This is a genomic window from Sphingobacterium sp. 18053, assembly GCF_902706145.1.
In the GTDB taxonomy this organism is placed as follows: domain Bacteria; phylum Bacteroidota; class Bacteroidia; order Sphingobacteriales; family Sphingobacteriaceae; genus Sphingobacterium; species Sphingobacterium paramultivorum.
On record NZ_CACSJW010000004.1, the window covers coordinates 488,279 to 510,277 of the forward strand.

Annotated in this window: 20 protein-coding genes; 11 read left to right on the plus strand and 9 right to left on the minus strand. The window is 38.5% G+C overall.

Annotation, left to right across the window (positions count from 1 at the left end):
- Positions 1 to 3: 3 nt before the first annotated feature.
- Entirely contained in the window at positions 4 to 1,500 is a 1,497-nt protein-coding gene (locus tag GVK91_RS11820; protein ID WP_159728930.1) for a TlpA disulfide reductase family protein, read from the minus strand.
- Between the two features lie 67 nt (positions 1,501 to 1,567).
- Positions 1,568 to 3,073, minus strand: a complete 1,506-nt coding sequence (locus tag GVK91_RS11825) for a sensor histidine kinase (RefSeq protein ID WP_159728932.1) — start codon at positions 3,071 to 3,073, stop codon at positions 1,568 to 1,570.
- Between the two features lie 337 nt (positions 3,074 to 3,410).
- Here GVK91_RS11825 and GVK91_RS11830 point away from each other — a divergent pair, with 337 nt between their 5' ends.
- From GVK91_RS11830 to GVK91_RS11850, 5 genes are all read left to right on the plus strand, one after another.
- On the plus strand, positions 3,411 to 4,061 hold the full coding sequence (locus GVK91_RS11830) for a hypothetical protein (RefSeq protein WP_159728934.1): 651 nt from the start codon (positions 3,411 to 3,413) through the stop codon (positions 4,059 to 4,061).
- A gap of 202 nt (positions 4,062 to 4,263) precedes the next feature.
- Positions 4,264 to 4,662, plus strand: a complete 399-nt coding sequence (locus GVK91_RS11835) for a hypothetical protein (protein ID WP_159728936.1) — start codon at positions 4,264 to 4,266, stop codon at positions 4,660 to 4,662.
- Complete coding sequence (locus GVK91_RS11840) at positions 4,637 to 5,251, plus strand: hypothetical protein (protein WP_159728938.1); 615 nt, start codon at positions 4,637 to 4,639, stop codon at positions 5,249 to 5,251. The genes GVK91_RS11835 and GVK91_RS11840 overlap by 26 nt, the downstream gene beginning before the upstream one ends.
- A gap of 69 nt (positions 5,252 to 5,320) precedes the next feature.
- The gene (locus tag GVK91_RS11845) at positions 5,321 to 5,854 is read left to right on the plus strand and encodes a GNAT family N-acetyltransferase (protein WP_159728940.1); all 534 of its coding nucleotides are present in this window, start codon (positions 5,321 to 5,323) and stop codon (positions 5,852 to 5,854) included.
- A gap of 558 nt (positions 5,855 to 6,412) precedes the next feature.
- A complete protein-coding gene (locus tag GVK91_RS11850; protein WP_159728942.1) occupies positions 6,413 to 6,946 on the plus strand; it encodes an NADPH-dependent FMN reductase in 534 nt (177 codons plus the stop codon).
- 401 nt (positions 6,947 to 7,347) lie between these two features.
- On the opposite strand, the gene GVK91_RS11855 is transcribed toward GVK91_RS11850, so the two are convergent.
- From GVK91_RS11855 to GVK91_RS11885, 7 genes are all read right to left on the minus strand, one after another.
- Positions 7,348 to 8,496: a peroxiredoxin gene (locus GVK91_RS11855; RefSeq protein ID WP_159728944.1), complete on the minus strand. Its 1,149-nt coding sequence runs from the start codon at positions 8,494 to 8,496 to the stop codon at positions 7,348 to 7,350.
- Positions 8,497 to 8,504: 8 nt separating this feature from the next.
- Positions 8,505 to 9,695 (minus strand): DUF255 domain-containing protein, encoded by a 1,191-nt coding sequence (locus GVK91_RS11860; protein WP_159728946.1) that lies wholly within the window; start codon positions 9,693 to 9,695, stop codon positions 8,505 to 8,507.
- A 76-nt stretch (positions 9,696 to 9,771) separates the two neighbouring features.
- Entirely contained in the window at positions 9,772 to 11,220 is a 1,449-nt protein-coding gene (locus tag GVK91_RS11865; RefSeq protein WP_159728948.1) for a RagB/SusD family nutrient uptake outer membrane protein, read from the minus strand.
- A 12-nt stretch (positions 11,221 to 11,232) separates the two neighbouring features.
- A complete protein-coding gene (locus GVK91_RS11870) occupies positions 11,233 to 14,841 on the minus strand; it encodes a SusC/RagA family TonB-linked outer membrane protein (protein WP_153848339.1) in 3,609 nt (1,202 codons plus the stop codon).
- 94 nt (positions 14,842 to 14,935) lie between these two features.
- Complete coding sequence (locus GVK91_RS11875) at positions 14,936 to 16,075, minus strand: FecR family protein (protein ID WP_159728950.1); 1,140 nt, start codon at positions 16,073 to 16,075, stop codon at positions 14,936 to 14,938.
- A 96-nt stretch (positions 16,076 to 16,171) separates the two neighbouring features.
- Positions 16,172 to 16,765, minus strand: a complete 594-nt coding sequence (locus tag GVK91_RS11880; protein WP_262886201.1) for an RNA polymerase sigma factor — start codon at positions 16,763 to 16,765, stop codon at positions 16,172 to 16,174.
- 176 nt (positions 16,766 to 16,941) lie between these two features.
- Complete coding sequence (locus GVK91_RS11885) at positions 16,942 to 17,289, minus strand: helix-turn-helix domain-containing protein (RefSeq protein ID WP_200845602.1); 348 nt, start codon at positions 17,287 to 17,289, stop codon at positions 16,942 to 16,944.
- Between the two features lie 112 nt (positions 17,290 to 17,401).
- On the opposite strand from GVK91_RS11885, the gene GVK91_RS11890 reads away from it, so the two are divergent.
- The 6 genes from GVK91_RS11890 to GVK91_RS11915 all read left to right on the plus strand — a co-directional run bounded on the left by GVK91_RS11890 (position 17,402) and on the right by GVK91_RS11915 (position 21,991).
- Complete coding sequence (locus tag GVK91_RS11890; RefSeq protein WP_159728954.1) at positions 17,402 to 18,466, plus strand: NADH:flavin oxidoreductase; 1,065 nt, start codon at positions 17,402 to 17,404, stop codon at positions 18,464 to 18,466.
- A 150-nt stretch (positions 18,467 to 18,616) separates the two neighbouring features.
- The gene (locus tag GVK91_RS11895; RefSeq protein ID WP_159728956.1) at positions 18,617 to 19,270 is read left to right on the plus strand and encodes an alpha/beta hydrolase; all 654 of its coding nucleotides are present in this window, start codon (positions 18,617 to 18,619) and stop codon (positions 19,268 to 19,270) included.
- A gap of 318 nt (positions 19,271 to 19,588) precedes the next feature.
- Positions 19,589 to 20,647, plus strand: a complete 1,059-nt coding sequence (locus GVK91_RS11900; protein ID WP_235032904.1) for an SMP-30/gluconolactonase/LRE family protein — start codon at positions 19,589 to 19,591, stop codon at positions 20,645 to 20,647.
- A gap of 332 nt (positions 20,648 to 20,979) precedes the next feature.
- Positions 20,980 to 21,294 (plus strand): hypothetical protein, encoded by a 315-nt coding sequence (locus GVK91_RS11905; protein WP_159728960.1) that lies wholly within the window; start codon positions 20,980 to 20,982, stop codon positions 21,292 to 21,294.
- Positions 21,295 to 21,326: 32 nt separating this feature from the next.
- On the plus strand, positions 21,327 to 21,647 hold the full coding sequence (locus tag GVK91_RS11910; RefSeq protein WP_153848346.1) for a hypothetical protein: 321 nt from the start codon (positions 21,327 to 21,329) through the stop codon (positions 21,645 to 21,647).
- Positions 21,648 to 21,658: 11 nt separating this feature from the next.
- Positions 21,659 to 21,991: a hypothetical protein gene (locus tag GVK91_RS11915; protein WP_159728962.1), complete on the plus strand. Its 333-nt coding sequence runs from the start codon at positions 21,659 to 21,661 to the stop codon at positions 21,989 to 21,991.
- The last annotated feature ends 8 nt before the right edge of the window (positions 21,992 to 21,999 follow it).

Consider the following 21,999-nt stretch of genomic DNA (forward strand, 5'->3'; position numbering starts at 1 on the left):
CAATTATTGATTTAAAATCTGATCTATTTGATCATACAGTTGTTTTCCATTACTTGGTCGAAGAGCCTTTTCTACAACTAATTTTCCTGTTTTATCAAATATAAAATATTGCGGATAATATTCCGCTTTGTCTTTTGCATTTAGCAGTAATTCCTTCCAAAAGGGCTCAATCTGTTTCCTATTTTTACGTAAATGGATTCCGGTTAAATTGTTGACGCGTATAAAGTCTTTCCAGTCCTGATCGCGATGGTCTTCATCCATATCCAAATAAACGAAGGCAATATCTTTATCCATGTATCTTTTTTTCAGTTCAGGTGTATATTTCAATTCAAATTTACAAGGACCACACCAGGTACACCAAACATCCAAATAGACCACTTTTCCCTTCAATTCAGCAATCAGGTCGTAGATCGATGAAATAGGTTGATCATCCTCAATCAACCGGATCTGTTTGTTCTGTTTATTCGCTATCAAAAGAGAGTCAAGATCGGCAATATAGCGTTCAACGAGCGGCCTATGCTTATCCGTTGGAAATATCTTCCAATGCGCTCCTGCCAATGCTTTTAAATGTGGTAAGTCCCTGTCATGATATAGATTGACCAGTTGCTGAAAATTGTATTTTTCTACGATAGGCTTGGGAAAATTATTTAAAGCACCAATAAACCGCCAATAATCTTTACTATAGATGTTCATTAATCTATTTGCACTGTCTAGGCTTATCCCGAAATAAGGGATCGGCTCGCTTGAAGGGATCTTCTCCGACCGAATCTTAACAAATGCTTTCGTTTCCAAATAACGCAGGTAATTGTCAAGGAAAGAATAGAAAGAGGGGCCTCCAAAGTTATCCTGTAAATTAATCGATGCTTTTCCAAACAGTTCTAGCACTAAACTATCTGAGGTCGGCTTTGGCAATTCAGCTACACGGGCAAAATCGTTCAGATGGTTAATTCTTTGCGCGTAAAGCTCAGCACAGATATAGCCTTTTAGTTGGCTGGGCAATGAAGTAGTTTGGATCACTTCATTCGTTTGATTGCAATCTGCTAAAAAGGGAATTAACAGCTGCTGTCTCAATTCAGCCAAAGAGCGTTTGGCAAGATTGTTTAAGGCTGGGGCTTTCATAAAAAACGGCACTTCATCCAGTTTTATTTGCTGAATAGTTCTATTTTCTGTTAAAGCACTACCGTATGTAAATACGATCGTACTATCAGTTAAATTCGCGATAAGATCCTTACCGGGGCTTAATAACAAGGTTTGAAATACACCGCTGTAAATTAGTGTCGCGGATTTTCGAGCTGTTACTGGCAGCGCGACCTCAAATGTACCATCGCCGGCAACGGTTATCCGTTGCGAATTTTCTTTATAAAAACCGAAAACAAGAGGAATATTGATTTCCAAGGTCTTGCTTGGATCATAATTCCAAATCTTACCGCTCAATTTAAACTGAGCATGACTGCTTAGACAAAACAAGGTCATAAGCAAAAAAACAAGTATTTTTTTCATTGCTGTTAATTAAGGAACCAATAAATCAGATGAATAATGGATTGAAAAATAGTAGAACTATCTTGATCTAAAGATGTAATGTTAAATGGACAAAAAACTCATTGGCATTTTCATGTATCATCAATTCATGCCGATCTCGATACAGTAATGACAGGCGTTGTCTTACATTTTCCAAGCCTACGCCGCTTTTTAGTTTTTCGGGATCGTTATCACTTTTTGGATTAATGCTATTGCTCACATCGAAAAACAGGACTTGGTCCCGCACTTGCAAAGAGATTTTAATATAAGACGATTTCTGAAGGCTTATACCATGCTTAAATGCATTCTCAACGAAAGGTATAAGCAACATAGGTGTAATGTGATAATTTTCAAACTGTTCCTCTATTTCGGTTATAAGGGTAATCTTGTCTGACATTGAAGTCCGGAGCGTTTGTAAGGCGATGTAATTATTCAAATATTCAACTTCACGCATCAACGAAATTTTATCTTGTGTATTTTCATGTAGCATAAACCGCATCATATCACCCAAGCGTTGAATTCCCTCCCCCGTCCGTTCCGCTTTTTCCTGCAATGCCGTGCCATACAATGTATTTAAGGCATTAAATAAAAAATGTGGATTTATTTGAGATTTTAGAAAGGTCAGATTCGCATCCGACTGCCCGAGCTCTGTACGTAGGGAGGCTATTTCGTTTTGACGCATTAGACGTTTTTTAAAGAGAAACCAGGATAGCGGAATGCTAACCAATAATTGCGTGGGTAAATGAAACATCGCAACGATAAAGATCACTTCGTTTGTCTGATTAAAGAAAAATAACGCGGGCACACTTAATGGCAGGACTGAAACCAAGCTAATAGCAAAGATAGTCCAGAAGAAATCACGGAATTTCTTTTGTTTTTCCTGTAATTTTGGCAACAAATAGTATAAGGAATAGATTACAATACCAACCGCAGACAACACGACCAAAGTCCATAATACCGAAAGTTGTAAATGGGATCGCGATGTAATCAAAAAAAACAATCCAATAAACCAGAAACCAATTCCAAAGGATAAATCCATTTTTAGCTGCTTTTGCAGGGTCGGATTTTCTGCCTTGCTTTTAAGCAAATAGCTGATCAGATATTGCGCACAGGTGTATAAAGAAATTATAATTGTTAATAAAATAGCTTGCGCAAAAGCCTTAAAAAACATACTATTATAGCTTCTTTGAATACTGTCATAATCCTTCAATTCGTAGGCGTGGCTATAGGTGCGGCATACACCTAATATCAGTCCGGATATCAAGATCAGAGCAGCTAGTAATGAATAATTCAACAGCTCCCGTTTTCTGTTGATGAGGGAAGGAATAAGGACAAAATTTAAAAGGAGAAACAACACATATAGCAGCAAATCAATGATAAAATTCGGTACAAAAAAGTTAAAGAAATAGGAGTAGCTTATTTTTTGGTGAAGGAAATAGTTATGCATACCGCTATCATCCCGATTGTTTGTATCAACAAGCAAAGCATAAACAACAGCGACAAATACGATAGTTGCCATCCAAAATTCTATTTTTCTTACGTCTTTCAGTTTCATGTTATTGGTTTTGATGAGGCAATATTAATTGAAATGAAAACATAAAACAGAAAAATGTGACGAATACCACCAAAAATGTGATGAATCAAATTTTTCTTCATCTCATAGCTGGGATTCTATTGTTGTTTCTATAAAATAGAATTTGATTTTACTATCTTTAAGCTGAAAAGTATCAAACCGGCTTTATTAACTTTATTCAAAAAAGACACTACATAATTAATCCACTATTTACACATTCACGTCCGATTTTGCGGTGTTACGGCAAATAGCCAAGATTGCACACAGCATTGGACTGTCAAATGATCATAAATACAGGTATTAAAAAATAATTGATCACATGGATACATATATCGTGTTAAAAAGGTTCTCTAGTTTAGAAGAAGCTCAAGAATGTCATAAACTACTTTCGGAAAAAGGTGTAACAACGCGGTTGGCAGATAATGTCCCCCCTGTGGATATTACATTTTCCGGAAACACGGTTGGATATCAATATGAGATTCAAATAGACCCTGCCAATTTCGCAAATGCAGAATCTATTTTAGAAGAGCAGGAAATGCAGTCTCTCACTTTGGTTGAAGACGACCATTACCTGTATCAGTTTTCCGACGAAGAGCTCTTAGAAATTCTTCAAAAACCCGATGAATGGAACAAATTAGACTACGCACTGTCTAGAGAAATTTTATTAAAAAGAGGGAAAGAGATTGATCAGGAAAAGCTTGATCTTTTGAAACAGAAGCGGCTCATGCAACTACGGAAACCGGAACCGCAGCAGAAGTATTGGGTTATTTTCGGCTATATTTCAGCATTTCTAGGTGGACTTTTAGGAATTGCAATCGGGTATATGTTGTTTAGTTCCAAAAAGAGCCTACCAAATGGCGAAAGGATATTTTCCTATTCAGATCATGACAGAAAACATGGGACAAACATATTCTATATCGGATTATTCGTATTCACAATTTCCGTTCTCATCAAAATGCTTTGGGGATAATAGCATAAAATGAATACGATTTACATTTTTTAGCGGAACAGCTCAAGTGTAGTTTTGTAACTGTGGTCATTCTGTATCCTATCGCGATCTAATTAGCACTAACGTCAACTGTAAATTTTTAATACTAAAAAAAATACCTATATTTAAGATGACATCTTTATTCTTGAATTATTTTTTGTAAACCTACAAACAAATTAACTTTATGAATAGTTTAAAGACTACAGCCACTCATTTCCGTTATAAAAAGCATCCGGGAGATCTATTCAGAAATACGTGCGTTCAATTATTACCTCATCCCTATAAAAATCAAGAAGACTTTTGGGTATGGTTTCATCCCTCCTACCACCGTAGTGAAGACATTTCAGATTTAGGCGACCTGTACAAACAGCTTCACGATACACCCTGCCAAGAAAAGATAACAACATCAAAAAATGAGCTATGTTACGCTGAAGTAGCGAAGGAACATCTCTTTGAAGAAATAAAATCATTGGAACAAAAGATCTATCAGGATTGTTTTGAAAACTTTTATTTGTTGATTATTGAAGGCCGCATTGAGCTGTTTGAAAGTCATCAGATTGAAAGTAAAGAATCTAGTTCCTGATGTCTATCTTTTAACCGTTATGCATTATTTGACTTGTGCGATTATAAGGAAGGACGATAAGGTACTCATTTGTCAGCGCCCGCCATCGGTGACACATGCCTTAAAGTGGGAATTTCCTGGTCGCATAACCGAGTCCCACCTGCCAACGAAAGCAAATCTGTCGCTCAAAATCAGGGAAGAGCTAAGTATAGATGTTCTTGTCGGAAGGCCCTTAGAGATGACGCAACAAGCCCATAAAAGTCCGGCACCTTGTCGCTATCCTGTTCTCTGCACCTTTTCTTCTGGCGAAGTTGCCATGCTAGAATATGTCCAAGCAATATGGGTCCCATCGGCAGAACTATCGCATTTTGATTGGACCGATACCGATCGACCAATTGTAGAAGAGTATACCAGATACCTTGAGAATTCAAATCCTCCGTCCCGTATAAAGGAAGCTTTTTTAGAAATCCTAATTGGACTCATTGGTTTTACACTGGCCCATATGTTCTTCAATGTATATATAGGCTTATTGATAACTTTGATCTTAATCACTATTACTGGAATTTATAGTTATTACACCCGAAAAAATATAAGAAAAAGAATCTCATAAAACTTCCCTACATTTATAAAAACTAAGTAACCCCTAATTTCATTTTTGCCATACTGAAGACTTAATCAGATGAAAGATTTCCCACAATTAGAGACAGAACGACTCATTCTTAACGCAATAGACCCGACTGATATTCCACAGATTGTAGACTATCTGCAAGACAAGGTCTATTCGGACTTTACATCAAATATCCCCTATCCCTACCGAAAGGAGGATGCTGAATACTGGCTTAAATTAGCGGAAGAAGCATTTGCCAATCGTAAAGGATTCACTTTTGCTATTCGAAATAAAGATAAAAAACTGATCGGAGCTATTGGTCTGCATGATGAAGGCTCGGATAAGGCTGAGTTGGGATACTGGATTGCTATTCCTTACTGGAATAAAGGTTATGTCACCGAAGCTGCAAAAGCGATCATTGATTTTGGATTTAAAGAATTAAACTTTAACAAAATTTTTGCGACCTACTTCCCCCATAATCCAGCATCGGGAAAAGTCATGGAAAAAATAGGAATGAAAAAAGAGGCCCTGTTAAAACAACATCTAAAGAAAGACGGCCGGTATTACGATATTCCATTATACGCTATTTTTAAAACGGAAAAATAAAACAGCAATTTCTAATGGATAAAAAGAATATCAAGTTGCGCTGTGATCATACATTTCCTATACTTATTCTTCTTTTTGGTTGTATTGCTATATTCCCAATAATAATTTCTAAGTATTCCATTTCTCTGTTAGGGATAATATGGGAGACTTGCTGTGGGCTCATCATATTTACGGGCGTTTGGAGATTTGAGCACTTCGAAATATCTGGAGATACACTTACCAAAGTAAACTTAGGTGGATTATATCGAAAGGATTTAAATATTTGTCATATAACCAGATACACAAAAAAAGTGATTGATATGAATCACTTTCTGAATCCGTTTAATATCATAAAGTTATTCAGTAAGGAGGAAAAATATTTTAAATTCAGAACCATAAAACTTCAGGCAACAGATAATTTAATCATGATAATAAATGAACGAAATATGCATAGTGAGGATTTCAAAAAATTATACCATATAATCAAAACCTATCAGAAACGACAAGTCAAGTCTAAATCTCCAATTGTTTCGAGAAATTGACTAAATTTAAGCAACCGATAATCATAAAGGATAAAACATGAAAATATTTGCATTCGCTGGGAGTAATTCTTCCACATCGATTAACAAACAATTGGTCAAATTTGTACTTAAAAGCTTCGAGGGGCACGAGATTAATTTGATCGACCTGAATGACTATAACATGCCTGTCTTTTCTGTAGACCTAGAAAAGAATGGATTCCCACAGGAAGCACAGATTTTCCTAGATCATATAGCCTCCAGTGACATGATCATTTGCTCCCTCGCAGAGAATAATCGCTCCTATAGCGTAGCATTTAAAAATGTATTCGACTGGGCATCTAGAATAAATGTTAAAGTTTTCCAGGATAAACCCATGTTGCTTATGACAACTTCACCAGGAGGTTATGGTGGTGGAAATGTGATGGCCGAAGCGCAGAAATTTTTCCCGCAGTTTGGAGCAATCATTAAAGAAACATTTTCGCTTCCCAAATTTTACGAAAATTTTGATCAGGATAATGGCGTAATCAGTCCTGAACACCTCAATAGTCTGAAGGAAAAAATAACAGACTTTAAGCAACAAATTTCCTCCTAGTGGCATTCCGCTAAAAATCTATTTCCCTTTTGTGGGTTTTGCACAACTAATGTTATGTACTAGGTACATTTTACTTTGCATATTATTGACTTTTTGCTTACCCTTTCTTTGCTTTGAAAGCAACGAAACACCAATAAAACACCAATAAAACGACAAAGAAATAGCAAAGAAGAAGCGAATCAGCCCCCTAGCAATCCCAAAGGAATAGCGAAGAAACAGCAGAGAAACACCAAAGAAATAGCAGAGAAATAGCAGAGAAATAGCAGAGAAATGGCGACTAAGCTGCAAGCCCTCACCTTAGTCCCCCAAAGAGCAGCGCTATAACAGAAAACTGCCCCCATAGCGATAGCATCTATCAAAGGTTCATAATTAAGGAGGGGCGATTTGCCCCTCCTTAAAATTTATTTAAGTAGCTCTTCGAGTTTCTCTATCAACTTTACTCCTTTTAAGTTGATTCCAACAATCTTACCTTCGGGAGAGATGAGGTAATTTTGCGGGATAGCCTGAATACCGTATAATTGAGCGGCTTGATTTTGCCAGCCATTCAGATCCGACACCTGGGGCCAGGTTAATCCATCTTGTTCAATCGCTTTCATCCAGTTATCTTTCTTCCCGGGTTTGTCTAGTGAAACACCCAGTATCTCAAATTTTGATCCCTTAAACTTTTGATAGGCTTTAACCAAATTAGGGTTCTCAGCACGGCAAGGACCACACCATGACGCCCAAAAATCCAATAGCAGGTATTTACCTTTAAAATCTGAGAGTTTTAACTCTTTACCTTCAGGAGTTACTTGTGCAAAATCTAAAGCTGGCTGTCCAATTCCTAGCTTTTTTGCTAGTTGAATATCTGCTTCTAATTTTTTCCCGATTGCTGTCTGTTTTAACCTTGATGACAAATTGAAAAACAAAGGTTCAGTGGTAACCACATTATCATCGTAGCCGGCAACTTCCTGCAAGGCCAATAAACTGAAGTAATTGTCTGGATTATTGACTATAAAATTTCGTTGCGCCTTCTTACGCTCTGTTTCGATCTTGTCTATTTCTAGCCCAATTTGGTTGAGTGCACTTTCATCACGATTTTTTGCTTGATACAGATCAGCTCTTTTAGATTGCTGAACCATGAGCTTCTTCTCGTAGGAGCTTAGATAATCTTGATACTGCTTATAGGCTACCTGTAGTTTCCCGCCTTGTACCTGTGAAGACTCGAAAGGACTTTGAACAGTGATTTGCGTATTGGGTTCCTTAGGGTCTACATAAAATGTGAGACGCTCCATCGGTCCACCTTTGCGATTAAAGAAGGAAGCCCCATCTTTGGAATAAAATAACATGACTTGCGTTGGTTCCATGATTTCCCCTTTATAGATAACTTCATTGGGACCAAAATTAATAGAGTCAATTGTCAATTTTCTGTCCACGATGTAGCGAACGAATGCTTTAGATTTTGCGGGAAATTGTTTCCCCTTTATTGTTAATTGAAAACGCTGTCCTTGAGCCAATACTGTCCCGAGACAACTTAAAACCAAGAATAACGATGTAGCTATTTTTTTCATGTTGATAATTACAGTGCTTTAGCACGCGCCACAAGAGCATCGGCCAGTTTAATAATTTTTGAAGTTTCCAGTTCAGCCAAGCCACGTGCAGCTTCCGCCGCTTGAACGGCTTCTTTCTTTTTCTTTAATGCGATGCAAATATCGGCCAATGTTCCTTGATTAGAATAGCTTGATGGATTCAATACAACGGCCTGTTTAGCCAGCACATAGCATTGTTTTAGGATAACTGGATTTGCAACAGTTCCCTTCGCATTGGCATTCCGGCGCGCAATAAAACTCAACCGTTCATCTTCATTCTTGAGCAGGCCTTTTCTCAATGTATTCGTAAGGACAACAAACTCCTTATCGGTTCCATGTGCCGCGGTCCACTCTACTTTATACAATGCAGCTTCAATTTTTTGTTCTGGATCTTTTAACCCTTCAAAGTAGGCTACGCCAGCATTAAATTCATCTACTTTATGCTCTCTAATATAGCCATACATGGCATAACGCAGCAGCTGGGCCTCCTTTTTTGCAAAATCTGCAGGCGTCGCTATACTTTTAAAATAAGCTTTGTTCGACTCAAAAAATTTACCGTAGCGATCATCCAGGCTTTGTGCCATCATTTTTATGGTCTCCCATCCATTTGGGCTCTTCAAGAATTCATCGGTAGCTACACTGTCCAATGCCTTTTTTGCTGCATTTGCTGCTTGATTATCGGTTTGTTCCATCACTTTAATATAGCGGATCAGGAAATTCGACTCCCGCATACCCAAATCATACGATTTACGCAAATTGGGGATCTGAAAATTAGGGTCATTAGCTTGCTGTGCCTGTTTCAGGAAAAGATCAGCTTCCATGCGAGACTGGGTTCTATAGATCAATGTCCCCTGTCCATCTAAAAATAAATAAGTAGGAAAACTTCTGATTTGGTATAATTTAGCAATATCTACACCTTCTCCTATCTCACAGTCAAATTTAGTATTGATAAACCTGCTGTTAAAATAACGAGCCACTTCAGGCTGTGAAAACACATTCCCTTCCATCCATTTACAAGGAGCACACCAGGAGGTAAATCCATCCAGGAAAATCAGCTTATTTTCCTGCTTAGCCAATTCCTTTGCCTGACCAAAAGTGATCTTCTGAAACTGTATATGTTCTTGTGCAAGCAATAGCATCGACTGCGAAAAAGCCAGTGCTGTCAATAGTATCTTTTTCATTTTTTTTTATTAAGATCCTAATCAATTTCTATGATGATAGAAATTGATTAGGATGAGCGGTCTACATCTAATTTTGTTATCGTTCGTATTGTGGAATTCCGGGATTCAACGAAAGTACCTTCGGCGGAACTGGAAGTATCATCCGGGCATCCGTTGATTCCATTTCGAAAACTTTCCCTGCCAATGGATGCTGAATTGTCTTTTTAAAATTGTCTGCTATAGCGAGTCGTTTCAAGTCAATCAGCCTATCGGAAGCCATAAATGGCATCTCGCGACGTCTTTCGTCAAGTACCGTCTGTAAAATAACTTTTGGATCCGTTGAGGTTAACGCTTTATTATTCTCTATTCGACTATTTCGTAATGTATTCAAGAAACCTAGTGCCTCTGTTGTGTTACCCGTCCGAACAGCTGCTTCCGCAGCAATCAAAAACAATTCAGGCGTATTAAATCCAGTGCTAAATTCGACGTATGGAGCAAAAAGAACCCGCCCTGGAAATTTTACAATAGTAGCGCCTAAAGAAGCCTGATCGCGACAGAAAAATAATTCATAACGTTTGTCCTTTGCACCTGCAGGCAAATCTTTGGCATAAGTGTCAATCAGCTCTTTAGAGGCATAAAACTCGGCATTGGGGCTACCTAAGGAACTTGTTCCCAATCGAGACCATACGGCCTCCATATTCGTTCTGGAGTCGGGAAATTGGACCGAATTATCTGTTTTTAGGCAAACCCGTCCCCAAGTTGTCTTATCCTTATTGGTATATAAACTATAATCGATGAGCGTTTTATTGACAGCAAGTGCTTGTTTTGCATTCTCAAGGGCCTCTTTGTATTTTCCCTGATAGAGGTAAACACGGCTTAGAAAAGAGAAGCCGACTGAACGCACTGCTTGAAATCTATTTGACTGCACTGTACTCAAATTTGGCAAAGCATCATTAAGATCGCTAATTACCTGATCATAGATCGCCTGAACAGACACGCGCTCATATTTTTGATTAATATCCTCTTTCAGCACCAAAGGTACCCCTAGATCTTTTGTTGCACTTACAGGATTATAATGCGCGGCATAGATATTCACTAGACTAAGGTATTCAAATGCACGACCGACCTTAGCCTCAGCCCAAACCCTTTTCTTTTCTGCCTCGGAGCCCTCTGTTGCTGCCAATACATTATTAATAACAACATTGTAAGTGAATATATGGCTATAAGCCGATTCCCAGTATGGATCATACTGGCCATCTTCAAATATAGCACCGTGGGCAAAGCTATAGAGTTGTTTTTTCACATAGTCATAATAGTCATAGCTTGCTGCTGATTGTACATCCTGAGGGTCTCCGGACTGTAAATTATCTACTAAATAGTTCGGATAAACAGCGGAAGCTCTTACTAAAGATTGATCGTTTAGAAGCAATTTGTAATCATTCAGATTCTCTGGAATTGTAAACCCTTTTGGTTTGATATCCAGATATTTACTACAGCTATTCAATGTCAATAAACCGAATAGCAATCCTATATATATTTTTCTCATGATATTTTCTTATTAAAATCCTACAGATACACCTAAATTGTAAATTATTGGTGCTTGTATACCTCTACTTGGACTCGTTACCGTACTATACCCAGCCCAAACCTCAGGATCGAGATTATCCTTGTTAGCGACCCAACGCCATGCATTCAATACCTGTCCTGTTAGACGCACATAAGAAAGTTTTGTCGGTGCAATCCATTGTGCAGGAAGGTTGTAGGATAATGAAATATCGCGCAATTTAATATAGTCAGCCTTCTGAACAAATTTATGTGCAGCATTGAAAATATCCGAAATATTGCCTGAAGCAGCAGAAACAAATGCAGGAGCAATATCAGGGTTACTTTCATCACCAGGGTTCTTCCAATAATTCAACCATAATTTGTCGAAGTTACTATTGTAGTTAAGCTCCGCGTATTTACTCAGGAACTCTGGATGAACTCCCCGCATCACATGACCACCATTGAAAATGAACATAAAGGAAAGCGTCAGATCTTTATATCGAAATCCATTTCTGAAAGAAACAGTGTAGGGAGGTACTGTCGTACCTTCATAAATTAAATCATCGACTGTCAATTTTTGCGTGGTCTCGACCAGACTACCATCAGCCTTTCGCGCCAAAGGTCGTCCCTTATCATTTAATCCCGCATAATCTATGCTATATAAACTACCCATTGGGATTCCAACACGATTTTGAGGAGCATAATAGTAGTAATACGGTGTATTCTGCTCAACGTAGAGGTCTGTGATCTTGTTTTTGTTGTAGCTAAAATTTATTGTACTGTTCCAACTGAAGTTTTCACGTTGAATCACCTTACCATTCAGCCCCAACTCGATCCCTCGATTCTGCATATCAGCATAATTAAGCAACACCATATCCCATCCCAAGGTTGGATCCAACGGCGTATTCCCCAATAAATCAGAAGTTTTTTTATTGTAGATATCAAGGGTAGCTGTAAGTCTATCTTTAAATAGTGAGAAATCAAAGCCAACATTGAATACTTTTGTTCGCTCCCATCGCAACAATGGATTAGGCGGAGAATCAATGTAGGCTTGCATTTCACCGTTAAAGTAGTTCAGATTGTTATTCACCCTTGAAATCAAATATGGTCCATTATCCTTTGGCACATTTCCATTTACGCCATAAGTCGCACGCACCGACCAACGATCTAATGGTTCCCAATCAATTTTTGGCAGATGATATAAAGCGCCTATGGACCAAAGGGGTTTGTATTGATTTTTGATATTTGTGCCAAACAAATTAGATTGATCCATCCGGATGCTTCCACTCAAAGTCAACTTACGATCATAGGTATAAGATCCATTGGCATAGAAGGAAACAAATCTATCGACTAGATCCTTAAATCCCGTCTCTTTTTTCGAAATAGTATAGCTATTAAAAAGTGCCTGTGTATTTTGGATCTGAATACCAAAAAGCTCTTCATTAATCCCCTTATAGACTAAACTGCTTTCATCGTACCCGTATTTATAAATATTTGTATAACGATTGTTAATTTGCCTGCGCTCAGCACCTGCAATAGCTATAATTTCATGTTTATCCCGACTGTTATATTGATAATTGAATTGACCACGTAAGGTATAGCTGTTGACATCGTTACGTTGTTCGGCAAATTGTCCCCCCTGCGGAATATTGCGCTTGATTGACCCGTCCTTTCCAATTTGGGTCGCGTCATTGACCATACCTACAACGGACTGGGAATTTTTCCGATTTAAAGTTCCATTGTACCCTTCTGTTCTTTCACTTTGATAGGATAGGTCCAAGTCCAATCCTTTAAGTAACTTAAAGTTGGCAGCAAAATTCAAATTGAGGTATTTATTATAAAACTTTTCATGAATCGCCGCTACGTGCTTTAAAGGAATATAAGTTTCATCTTCCAGTCCCAAGGCATTCAAACGATCAATCTCAAATTGCGATTTTGAATTATACCATTGCGCCGGAGAACCGTCTTCATTTTCAAGAAGATAATAGGATGCCTTGCCCCCCATATAGTTATCGTAGAAATTGAAGCCAATATCGCCTTCTCTATTTTGATTTTTCCCTAATACATTTGCGCGTAAACTAAACCAATCGGTAAACTTAAAATTATTTTTCAGACTGAATCCCAGTTCCTTATTTGTTGCACGGCCTTTATTATAATCTCCTGGTTGGGTATAATTGAGGGAATAATGGTATGTATAACGATCGGAGCCTCCCGAAACAGCGAGGTTATGTTGCTGATCGAATCGAGTAGTGTTCAGAAACTTATCCATCTGACTGAAGCGGTCACGATTTCGGTATACATCCAGTCGTTTTTCCATCTCTTCTTCTGAAATAACGCCACCTTTACGATCGTACAAAATCCGATACACATCATTCATTGCTTTTCTTGGATCAATAACAGCATAATCGCCCGAACGATAATTAAACATTTCTTTTTGAAAGTTGACCAGTTCAGCACTGCTCATCTGATTAAGATAGCTACGGCTTGGAAGTCCCCTAAAAGAAAGTGTATTGCTATAGTCGATCTTTGTTTTACCTGCGGAGCCTATTTTTGTTGTGATCACAATGACACCATTGGAGGAACGTACGCCGTAGATAGAGGCTGCCGACGCATCTTTTAAAACGGTTATAGCAGCGATATCATTGGGATTAATGGCTGTTAAGTCGCCTTCAAAAGGCATACCATCAACGACGATCAGAGGCGCAGCCTGCGCATTGATTGTAGATCGTCCGCGAACCTCGATACCCAGATTATTTTTCGTATTCTGCGGACTTGAGGTATTTCGCACCAAATTTAGTCCCGGCAACAATCCATCGATCCGGTCCAGCAAATTAGGCTGGAGCCGTCCTTCCATGTCTTTGGCAGTGACCTGCGCAATTGAACCTGCTGCTCTTTCTTTGCTTATTTTTTGGTATCCTGTATTGACCGTAATGTTCACTTCCTGCAATTGCTCATCCAGGGCCCTTAAGGTGATTGTACCCAAATCGGACTTAGCTGCAATCGTAAACGGAGCAAATCCGACCATTGTAATGTCCAAAAAGCTATTTGAACTAACACCGTTAATTTCAAAATGACCATTTTGATCTGTAACGGCCCCTTTTGGAACACCTTTAACACGAATCGTTGCACCTTGAAGTGGTCTGTTGTTATAATCGACAATAAAACCTTTTACCGTCATTAATTGATTAGCGATCGATCGTTGTGTTTGTTGAGATTTCTCGTGTACGACAATAATTTTCCCCTTGATCTCAAAATCGAGATCCAAATCGTCCAATAACTTCCCAAGTGCATTTCCCAACGATTCCTTTTTAACAGTTAAGTTAACCTTTGTATCTGGATCAATAGTTGTGGCCGCCCACACATAAGAATAGCCAGTCTGCTTATTGATCTCTGAAAAAACCTTTCTCAACGACACTGATTTCTCATGTATCGATATGTCCTGTCCATACGTTTTAGCTCCAACATGAAGCAGACAACAAGACATCAGTATGGTTGTAAGCGATATGCGCATAATGTTTCCCCTCCATTGCGGCCTACCCCAAATATCTGGGCGATCGCTGTTTTTCATTTGTTGCGTTTGATCGTTTAGGGCACGACCAAGTTGTGCATAATTTTTATACATTTGTTTTAGGTTAAGAATTAAAATTCTGTTACAGTTAGAATTACTTGATCTGAAGCCCTAAATGTTGCAAGCGTTTAGGGTTTCTTCTTTTCATTTAGGTTGTTTTTTCTACATAAATGGTCTTTCCTTTAAATTTAAATTTAATTTTCCTTGTACTCTCCAGTACGTTGATGATATCTTTCAGGCTGCTGTTACGAGACAACATCGCTTCAAATTTTTCAGATTTTATTTGGTTATCGAGATAGACGACATCTACGTTATACCAGGACGCCAACTCATCCATAATAACCCCTAAAGTCTCCGAATTGAACACAAAATATCCGTCTTTCAATGCGTTACGCACGTCGAGATCAATTATTCGTCGTTCGATCTGCCCGAGTTTTATATAAGATTCTTCCCCTGGCAACAGTATAATTTGCCTGTCGCCCTGTCGAACCCGAACTTTACCTTCGTATAAGGTCGTTTTAAAGTCTTCTAGATTCCTGGTTGATTTCACATAAAAATGTGTCCCTAATACGGAGATATTGATCTTCCCTGCTTTTACCACGAAAGGTTTCAGTTTTGGAACCTCACCTACCTCTGGTAAATGTTTCTTGGCAACTTCGAAGTAAGCCTCTCCCACTAAACGAACTTCTCGCATACTATCAACTTCATAGTAATCTAACTGCGTTTTGGCGTTCATCCACACTTTGGTTCCATCGGGTAATAGCATGGTCATTTTCCCTCCCTTGGGTGTTGCAGCGAATAAATTACCCGCTCGTGCCACTTTATCTTTAACGGGTGATGCAAACGATAATAAAGTATCTCCTGGAAGCATCGAAATTGAATTTCCATTTTCCAGACGAACGACCCCCGTCATTTGCGCGGGTTGAATATCTTTATCCGGAATCTCCTGATATACCGTATCCGAAAGATTATGTATAAAAAACAACACGAGTAATCCAATCAGCGCCGCGGCGATACCGTAGGATAACATGCGTTTATAAAAAGGTTTAGTGTATGAGGTATTAAGGTAATCTTGTTCAAAGAGGGCAAATGATTCCTCCCAATCATAACGGGCTATCCCTTCTAAATCCGCTTGCATTTGATCTTTGTTGTCAATCAGATCACATAGCCCCTTATTTGCATCCGTTTCGGATCTCCATGCGTCCAACTGTAATTTTTCATCATCACGCAATCCTTCCAGTTTGGATTTGCTCAGTAAATAAATGATATGTTGGGGTATTTGCTCCATATTGCTCTATATACTTAAAACAATATTTTGATTTCGTTTCTCTAAAGAGATGGTAGATATTTTCACAAAAACCTATATATCAGAAGTATAAATTTTTTAAAAATATAGTAAGAGCAAAAGTAGGCAAAAAAACTGGTCGGGTTTGAGTCTTAATTTCAAAAGTTCAATTCCCCTTTTCTTTTGATTGTAAATCGTACTGGTGGTTAGTCCTAAGGAGATCGCTGCCTCCTGTGGACTTAGATCTTCAACAATCAACTTACGCATCACTTGCTTACACTGCTCAGGCAGCGTATCAATGGCATCATGGATCGTTCGAAGCGTTTCCATATAGATCATTTGATGGCTGATCGGTAAATCGACCAGATCAACTTGTGACGTATAAAAACTGTTTTTTTGTTGAATTCTATTCTCTTGTTGAATCCTGTTTAAAGCAGCGTTTCTACAGCTTGTGTAGAGAAAACCACGGATTGATTCAACATGATCAAAATCAATCCGGCGCTCCCAAAGCTTTAAAAATACGTCCTGCACTATTTCTTCGATGGTACCTTTATCAAGATTCATCTTTTCTAAAAAATAGCACATTGGACTATAGAAAGTTTTGTACAGAAATTGTAAACCATCCCTTCTGCCTTCTCGAAAAGATTTTAAAAAATCTTGCTTGCTAAATTCTTGGTTTACCTTGTTTTTCACAATTCAATATTACTTAAATTTTAAATAAATATGAAAATTTCATTTATTGTGATCAACAATCCTACGCTGGCAAGCGATAGAAAACGTACAGGCCAAACCGGTTGACGCGATACTATTCCATTCGATAGCGATTGGCGTAAATACGAAGTAAGATCTATGTATTTAGATTGTAATTTCTACGCGATCAATTCAGTTGACACAGGCTCTTGATAGTAGGCTTCATTCCATTTTGCCAATTGGCACATAATAGGTATTAATGCCTTGCCTTTTTCTGTCAAAGAATACTCTACACGTGGCGGAAGCTCCCTGTACCCTTCTCTCAAAATTACACCATCCTCTTCCAATTCTTTTAATGAACTGGTAAGGACTTTCCGAGAAATGTTTTCGATAAGCGCATCCAATTGGCCAAATCGGGCTTTTCGATCGCGCAAAGTATAGATAATCACGGGCTTCCATCGGGTACCTAAAATTGCCATAGAACGCTGCATAGCGCAGGAACAACTTTTAAATTCAGTCCTTTTCATTTGAATATATTCAAAATAGTTACGCAAAGGTAACTAGTTTATACCAATAATAGTTACAAATATACACTATTTAAAATATCTTTGTGAAGATTCACGATTTAAAACAAGAAAAATGAGCATACAAACACTTTTTAATCCATTTGAGTATAAAAATTTAACACTCAAAAACCGCTTTGTAATGGCGCCCATGACGAGAGCATTTTCTAAGGATGGGATTCCCGACAGCGCAGTAGCGGGTTATTACGAGCGTCGTGCCGCGGGAGATGTTGGTTTAATTTTGACGGAAGGTACAGTTATTGAAAGACCTTCATCAAAGAATTTAAAGGATATTCCAAACTTTTACGGTGACCAAGCATTGGGCGGCTGGAAAAATATCGTCGATGCTGTGCACGAAAAAGGAGGAAAAATAGCCCCTCAACTATGGCATGTTGGCTATACCCCTATGCAATGGACTCCGCCTGCTGCGTTTGAAAGCCCAGATACAATGACATTAGCGGATATAGAGGCCACAATACAGGCTTACGCTGACGCTGCTAAATCTGCAAAAGACCTCGGTTTTGATGCTTTTGAAATCCATGGGGCCCATGGTTATCTGATCGACCAATTTTTCTGGGAAGGGATGAACCACAGAACAGACGAATTTGGTGGAAAAACAATTAAGGAGCGTTCTAAATTCGCCGTTGAGGTCGTAAAAGCAATGCGAAAAGCGGTCGGACCTGATTTTGTGATTATTCTACGTTTATCACAATGGAAACAGCAGGACTATACAGCCAAGCTTGCCCCTACCCCTGCAGCGATGGAAGATTGGATCCTACCATTGACGGATGCCGGTGTCGACATTTTTCATGGAAGCCAACGTCGTTATTGGGAGCCGGAATTTGAAGGCAGTGACTTAAATTTTGCTGGATGGCTCAAAAAGATCTCAGGACAGCCCACAATCACGGTTGGATCTGTAGGTCTTGACAAAGACTTTGGTGAAGTATTTACAAATTCTGAGTTCAAGTCCTCTCCCGCTTCACTGGACGAACTTGTCCGTCGTTATGAACGTGGCGATTTTGACCTTGTAGCTGTAGGCAGGGCGATCTTGCAAGACCCGAATTGGGTGAAGAAAGTAAAGGCCGAAAAATACAACGAATTATCGACTTTTGAAGCTAAGAGCTTGGCGAGCTTATCTTAGTAAGCTCGCGCGATTAGGTGGATTAAAATTACGTTATTCAATAGTATAAAACAGGGGCAAAAAATTGATTTTCGAATCAATTTTTTGCCCCTGTTTTATAGCGATAATTCAGTAACTTGTCTCCACAAATGGATACAAACACTTGATTAAATGAAAATCACCGCAACCAAAATATATGTCATCAGCGGTTTGGGTGTAGATCAACGTGTATTCAGCAAGATAGACTTTGGCTCGCTTGATATAACCTATCTGGATTGGATTACACCAAGCTCCAATGAACCACTATCTATTTATGCAAAAAGAATATCGACTAAAATTACCGCAGAGCAACCCATCCTCATTGGGCTTTCTTTCGGAGGAATGCTTGCAATGGAAATTGCCAAAATTATAACTGTTCAACGAGTTATTCTGCTAGCTTCGGCCAAAGGAAGGTATGAATTACCCGTACTGTATCGATTAGCGGGCAGACTCAAGCTGAACGTATTTGTCCCTAATTCATTGCTCAAGACCCATAGCTTTCTGTCGGATTATTTTTTCGGTATACGCTGCAAAGAAGATTCTTTACTGCTGAAACAAATCCTAAAGGATACAGATCCAATCTTTATAGCCTGGGCAATACATCAAATTCTACAATGGAAAAACAATTCGGTTCCGGACAATTTAATTCATATACACGGTAGTAGCGATCGTATTATCCCCATCAAAAATGTAAAGCCCAACTTTATCATTAAGGGTGCGGGACATTTTATGACAGTTACACATGCACAGGAGATTGAAAAGCTCTTGCAAGAAATTTGTTCGTAAATCCCCCCCTTTTTAATCACCGAGACCAATCCCAACTTTTCTAGTCGCTCAGAAAATTAAATCCAAGTGGATTCGTATCGGCATTAGTCGTACGATATGCTGAGCAGTGTAAAAAAGTATTATTTGGAGAAAAGGACAAACAATAATTGAGAATAGAAGGTTCTTCTATGAGAGCGCGGTCTCTCTATGAAGCTAAAAATCCCCCTTTATTACTTAGTGGGAACAGTCAAAAGCAATATAGTTAGGTTAAATTATAACAAGAATATGCGAACACGGCTCATATTAAGTTTTTTATTCTGTCACATCTTTTTTCTCACTATGCTGGCACAAGTCAATAATACTACAGCCTCGAAACTGGAAGTCGCAGCAGCCTTAGGTCCGTACCGTCCGATCGGTGTGAGCGTTACCTCCAACAATCGATTATTTGTTTCCTTCCCAAAACAAGCGAAAAATTATCAGTATGCACTTACTGAAATCATCAATGGAAAACCTGTTCCTTATCCAAATGAAGAATGGAATTTAAAAGGAAAAGAGAATTCCCACTTTGTAAATGTTCAGGATATATTTGTCGATACCGAGGACAATCTCTGGGTATTGGATTCTAAACCATCTTCGGCCGGATCAATTTTTGGAAAAGATGAAAAATCAACTCAAGGCCAATTTAAATTGTTAAAAATCGATACAAAAAAAAATAAAATTGAGCATATTTATCGTTTCGACGACCTTGATAAAACCAAATCAGGTTTAAATGATATGCGCATTGACCACAAGCGAAATTTAGCCTATCTCTCCGATCCCGGCCAAGCGGCCATCATTATTTTAGACCTTAAAACTGGACAGACTAGAAAGGCTTTAACTGGAAGCCGTTTTACGCTGGCTAATCCTGATGTAATATTAAGCTATAATGGAATTGAAATGCGCAATGAAAATGGAAAGCCTTTTTCTTCCAACGTGAATAGCATAGCATTGAGTCACGACTTTAAATATTTATATTTCAAACCGATCAATCAAACCCATCTGTATTGTATTGCAACAGAATTTTTAGCAAACAAAAGGCTGACGGATCAAGAATTGGAGGCAAAAGTGAAAGACAAAGGAGAAGTCGGAATCACGCATGGCTTACTAGCAGACATTGATGGAAATATTTACCTAACATCGTCAATAGACTATAGTATTAAATATTTAAATCCTGATGGAAATGTGAATACCCTGGTACGGGACTCCCGAATACTATGGCCCGATTCTATGGGCATCAGCGGAGATGGATACCTTTATTTCTCTTGTGCACAGCTCTTTAAAGACCAACAATGGAATAAGGGAGTTGATAAGGTAAAGTTGCCATATTATGTCTTTAAGGTCAAATTACCGAAATTTTGAGAAGAATGTTACAACAAGTGAAGTTCTGAAGCATAAAACTCACGCTAACGCATCTACTTTTTACCTAGGTATTATCCCCATGCGCAGCCTTAACAAAATTCCCTTCGAATAGTTCCCCTTTATATTTGTCTACCTTTTCTACCCACAAGATAAGACATTGAAATTCAACCCCATAAAAACAATAAAATCGAAGTAAAAGCACAAATCACTAAGACATGCCCCCAACTATAAAAAACAACGGCATCTTAGATAAAGTATAAAATTTTTAGCAAAAAATTTTTAATACTAATATTTTTAGTATATTTGAATATCAGTTTTAGACAACGCTTTTTATGGAACACAGCGCAGCATATGACAATAAGGATTTACATGTAGGTGACATCGTTCGCTTTCATACCCCCTATCCCGATGAAGATCCGAATACGATTTTCATTGTACTGTGGTCATATTACGATCCTGCTGGAAAATCCTCACGGGCTGAACTAGTTAAATTTGACCAAAGTTCCAAACAAACGCCTGTTATTCAGAAGTGGTTTATACGAGATTTAGAAAGAGTTCCCGAAGTAAGTCCAAAATTGCTGAAACAAATTGAGCTATTTATGAAAAGTAAACTTGGTAATGCTATTATCAGTAAGCTAGTCATCTAACAAATTTTAGATCTTCAAATTCGACGTAAAACATGGAAAACAAATTTAAAGAGAAGCGAGGTATAGTGTCAGGTCCGATCTGGTCTGACTGGCGCGAACAACTTCGGGAAAGTGAATTAGTCGGCTTACATCAGAGACTCGAGAAACTAGAAAGAGAAATACTCCTTGATTGGCTGCAATGGCATGATCCAAAAGGAAACTATACAGATCGCAAATGTATTGAAAATGGCGTGCAGCAGCTTTCCAAATTAAAGGCTGTCGCGTATATACATAAAGAAATCCTGCGCATCCACATGAAAAGAAGCTATAATGACTTTTCGAATACGCATGCACAACTCATCTTTAACAACTAAAATTTCAAATTATGGAATCTCTTATTAAACAGATCATAGCGCATCAGCTTCCAAAAATTCTAGCCATGGAATCGCATCGCAAGGATTGGCGTTATCAGCTTATGAGCTTAAAAGATAAGACGCTATTCGATAGATTAACGCTTATGAAGAGACAAGAATTACTTGCGTGGCTACAATGGTACGATAACGCCGGGACTTACGCTGATCACGACTGCGTCCGGAGAGGTATTCCCTTATTTACGAAGGTTCGGGCATTGGCCGCAGCTTATCAGCGGATTATGCGTGAACATGAAGGCTGGGACGGTTACATGGGAACTGAATATATCCGTGGCAGTGCACTTTAAAAAAGACA

Bases quoted from the DNA above. Each gene is read 5' to 3' on its own strand.
- GVK91_RS11820 (WP_159728930.1), bottom strand. From the start codon at position 1,500: ATGAAAAAAATACTTGTTTTTTTGCTTATGACCTTGTTTTGTCTAAGC.
- GVK91_RS11825 (WP_159728932.1), bottom strand. From the start codon at position 3,073: ATGAAACTGAAAGACGTAAGAAAAATAGAATTTTGGATGGCAACTATC.
- GVK91_RS11830 (WP_159728934.1), top strand. From the start codon at position 3,411: ATGGATACATATATCGTGTTAAAAAGGTTCTCTAGTTTAGAAGAAGCT.
- GVK91_RS11835 (WP_159728936.1), top strand. From the start codon at position 4,264: ATGAATAGTTTAAAGACTACAGCCACTCATTTCCGTTATAAAAAGCAT.
- GVK91_RS11845 (WP_159728940.1), top strand. From the start codon at position 5,321: ATGAAAGATTTCCCACAATTAGAGACAGAACGACTCATTCTTAACGCA.
- GVK91_RS11850 (WP_159728942.1), top strand. From the start codon at position 6,413: ATGAAAATATTTGCATTCGCTGGGAGTAATTCTTCCACATCGATTAAC.
- GVK91_RS11855 (WP_159728944.1), bottom strand. From the start codon at position 8,496: ATGAAAAAAATAGCTACATCGTTATTCTTGGTTTTAAGTTGTCTCGGG.
- GVK91_RS11860 (WP_159728946.1), bottom strand. From the start codon at position 9,695: ATGAAAAAGATACTATTGACAGCACTGGCTTTTTCGCAGTCGATGCTA.
- GVK91_RS11865 (WP_159728948.1), bottom strand. From the start codon at position 11,220: ATGAGAAAAATATATATAGGATTGCTATTCGGTTTATTGACATTGAAT.
- GVK91_RS11870 (WP_153848339.1), bottom strand. From the start codon at position 14,841: ATGTATAAAAATTATGCACAACTTGGTCGTGCCCTAAACGATCAAACG.
- GVK91_RS11875 (WP_159728950.1), bottom strand. From the start codon at position 16,075: ATGGAGCAAATACCCCAACATATCATTTATTTACTGAGCAAATCCAAA.
- GVK91_RS11885 (WP_200845602.1), bottom strand. From the start codon at position 17,289: ATGAAAAGGACTGAATTTAAAAGTTGTTCCTGCGCTATGCAGCGTTCT.
- GVK91_RS11890 (WP_159728954.1), top strand. From the start codon at position 17,402: ATGAGCATACAAACACTTTTTAATCCATTTGAGTATAAAAATTTAACA.
- GVK91_RS11895 (WP_159728956.1), top strand. From the start codon at position 18,617: ATGAAAATCACCGCAACCAAAATATATGTCATCAGCGGTTTGGGTGTA.
- GVK91_RS11900 (WP_235032904.1), top strand. From the start codon at position 19,589: ATGCTGGCACAAGTCAATAATACTACAGCCTCGAAACTGGAAGTCGCA.
- GVK91_RS11905 (WP_159728960.1), top strand. From the start codon at position 20,980: ATGGAACACAGCGCAGCATATGACAATAAGGATTTACATGTAGGTGAC.
- GVK91_RS11910 (WP_153848346.1), top strand. From the start codon at position 21,327: ATGGAAAACAAATTTAAAGAGAAGCGAGGTATAGTGTCAGGTCCGATC.
- GVK91_RS11915 (WP_159728962.1), top strand. From the start codon at position 21,659: ATGGAATCTCTTATTAAACAGATCATAGCGCATCAGCTTCCAAAAATT.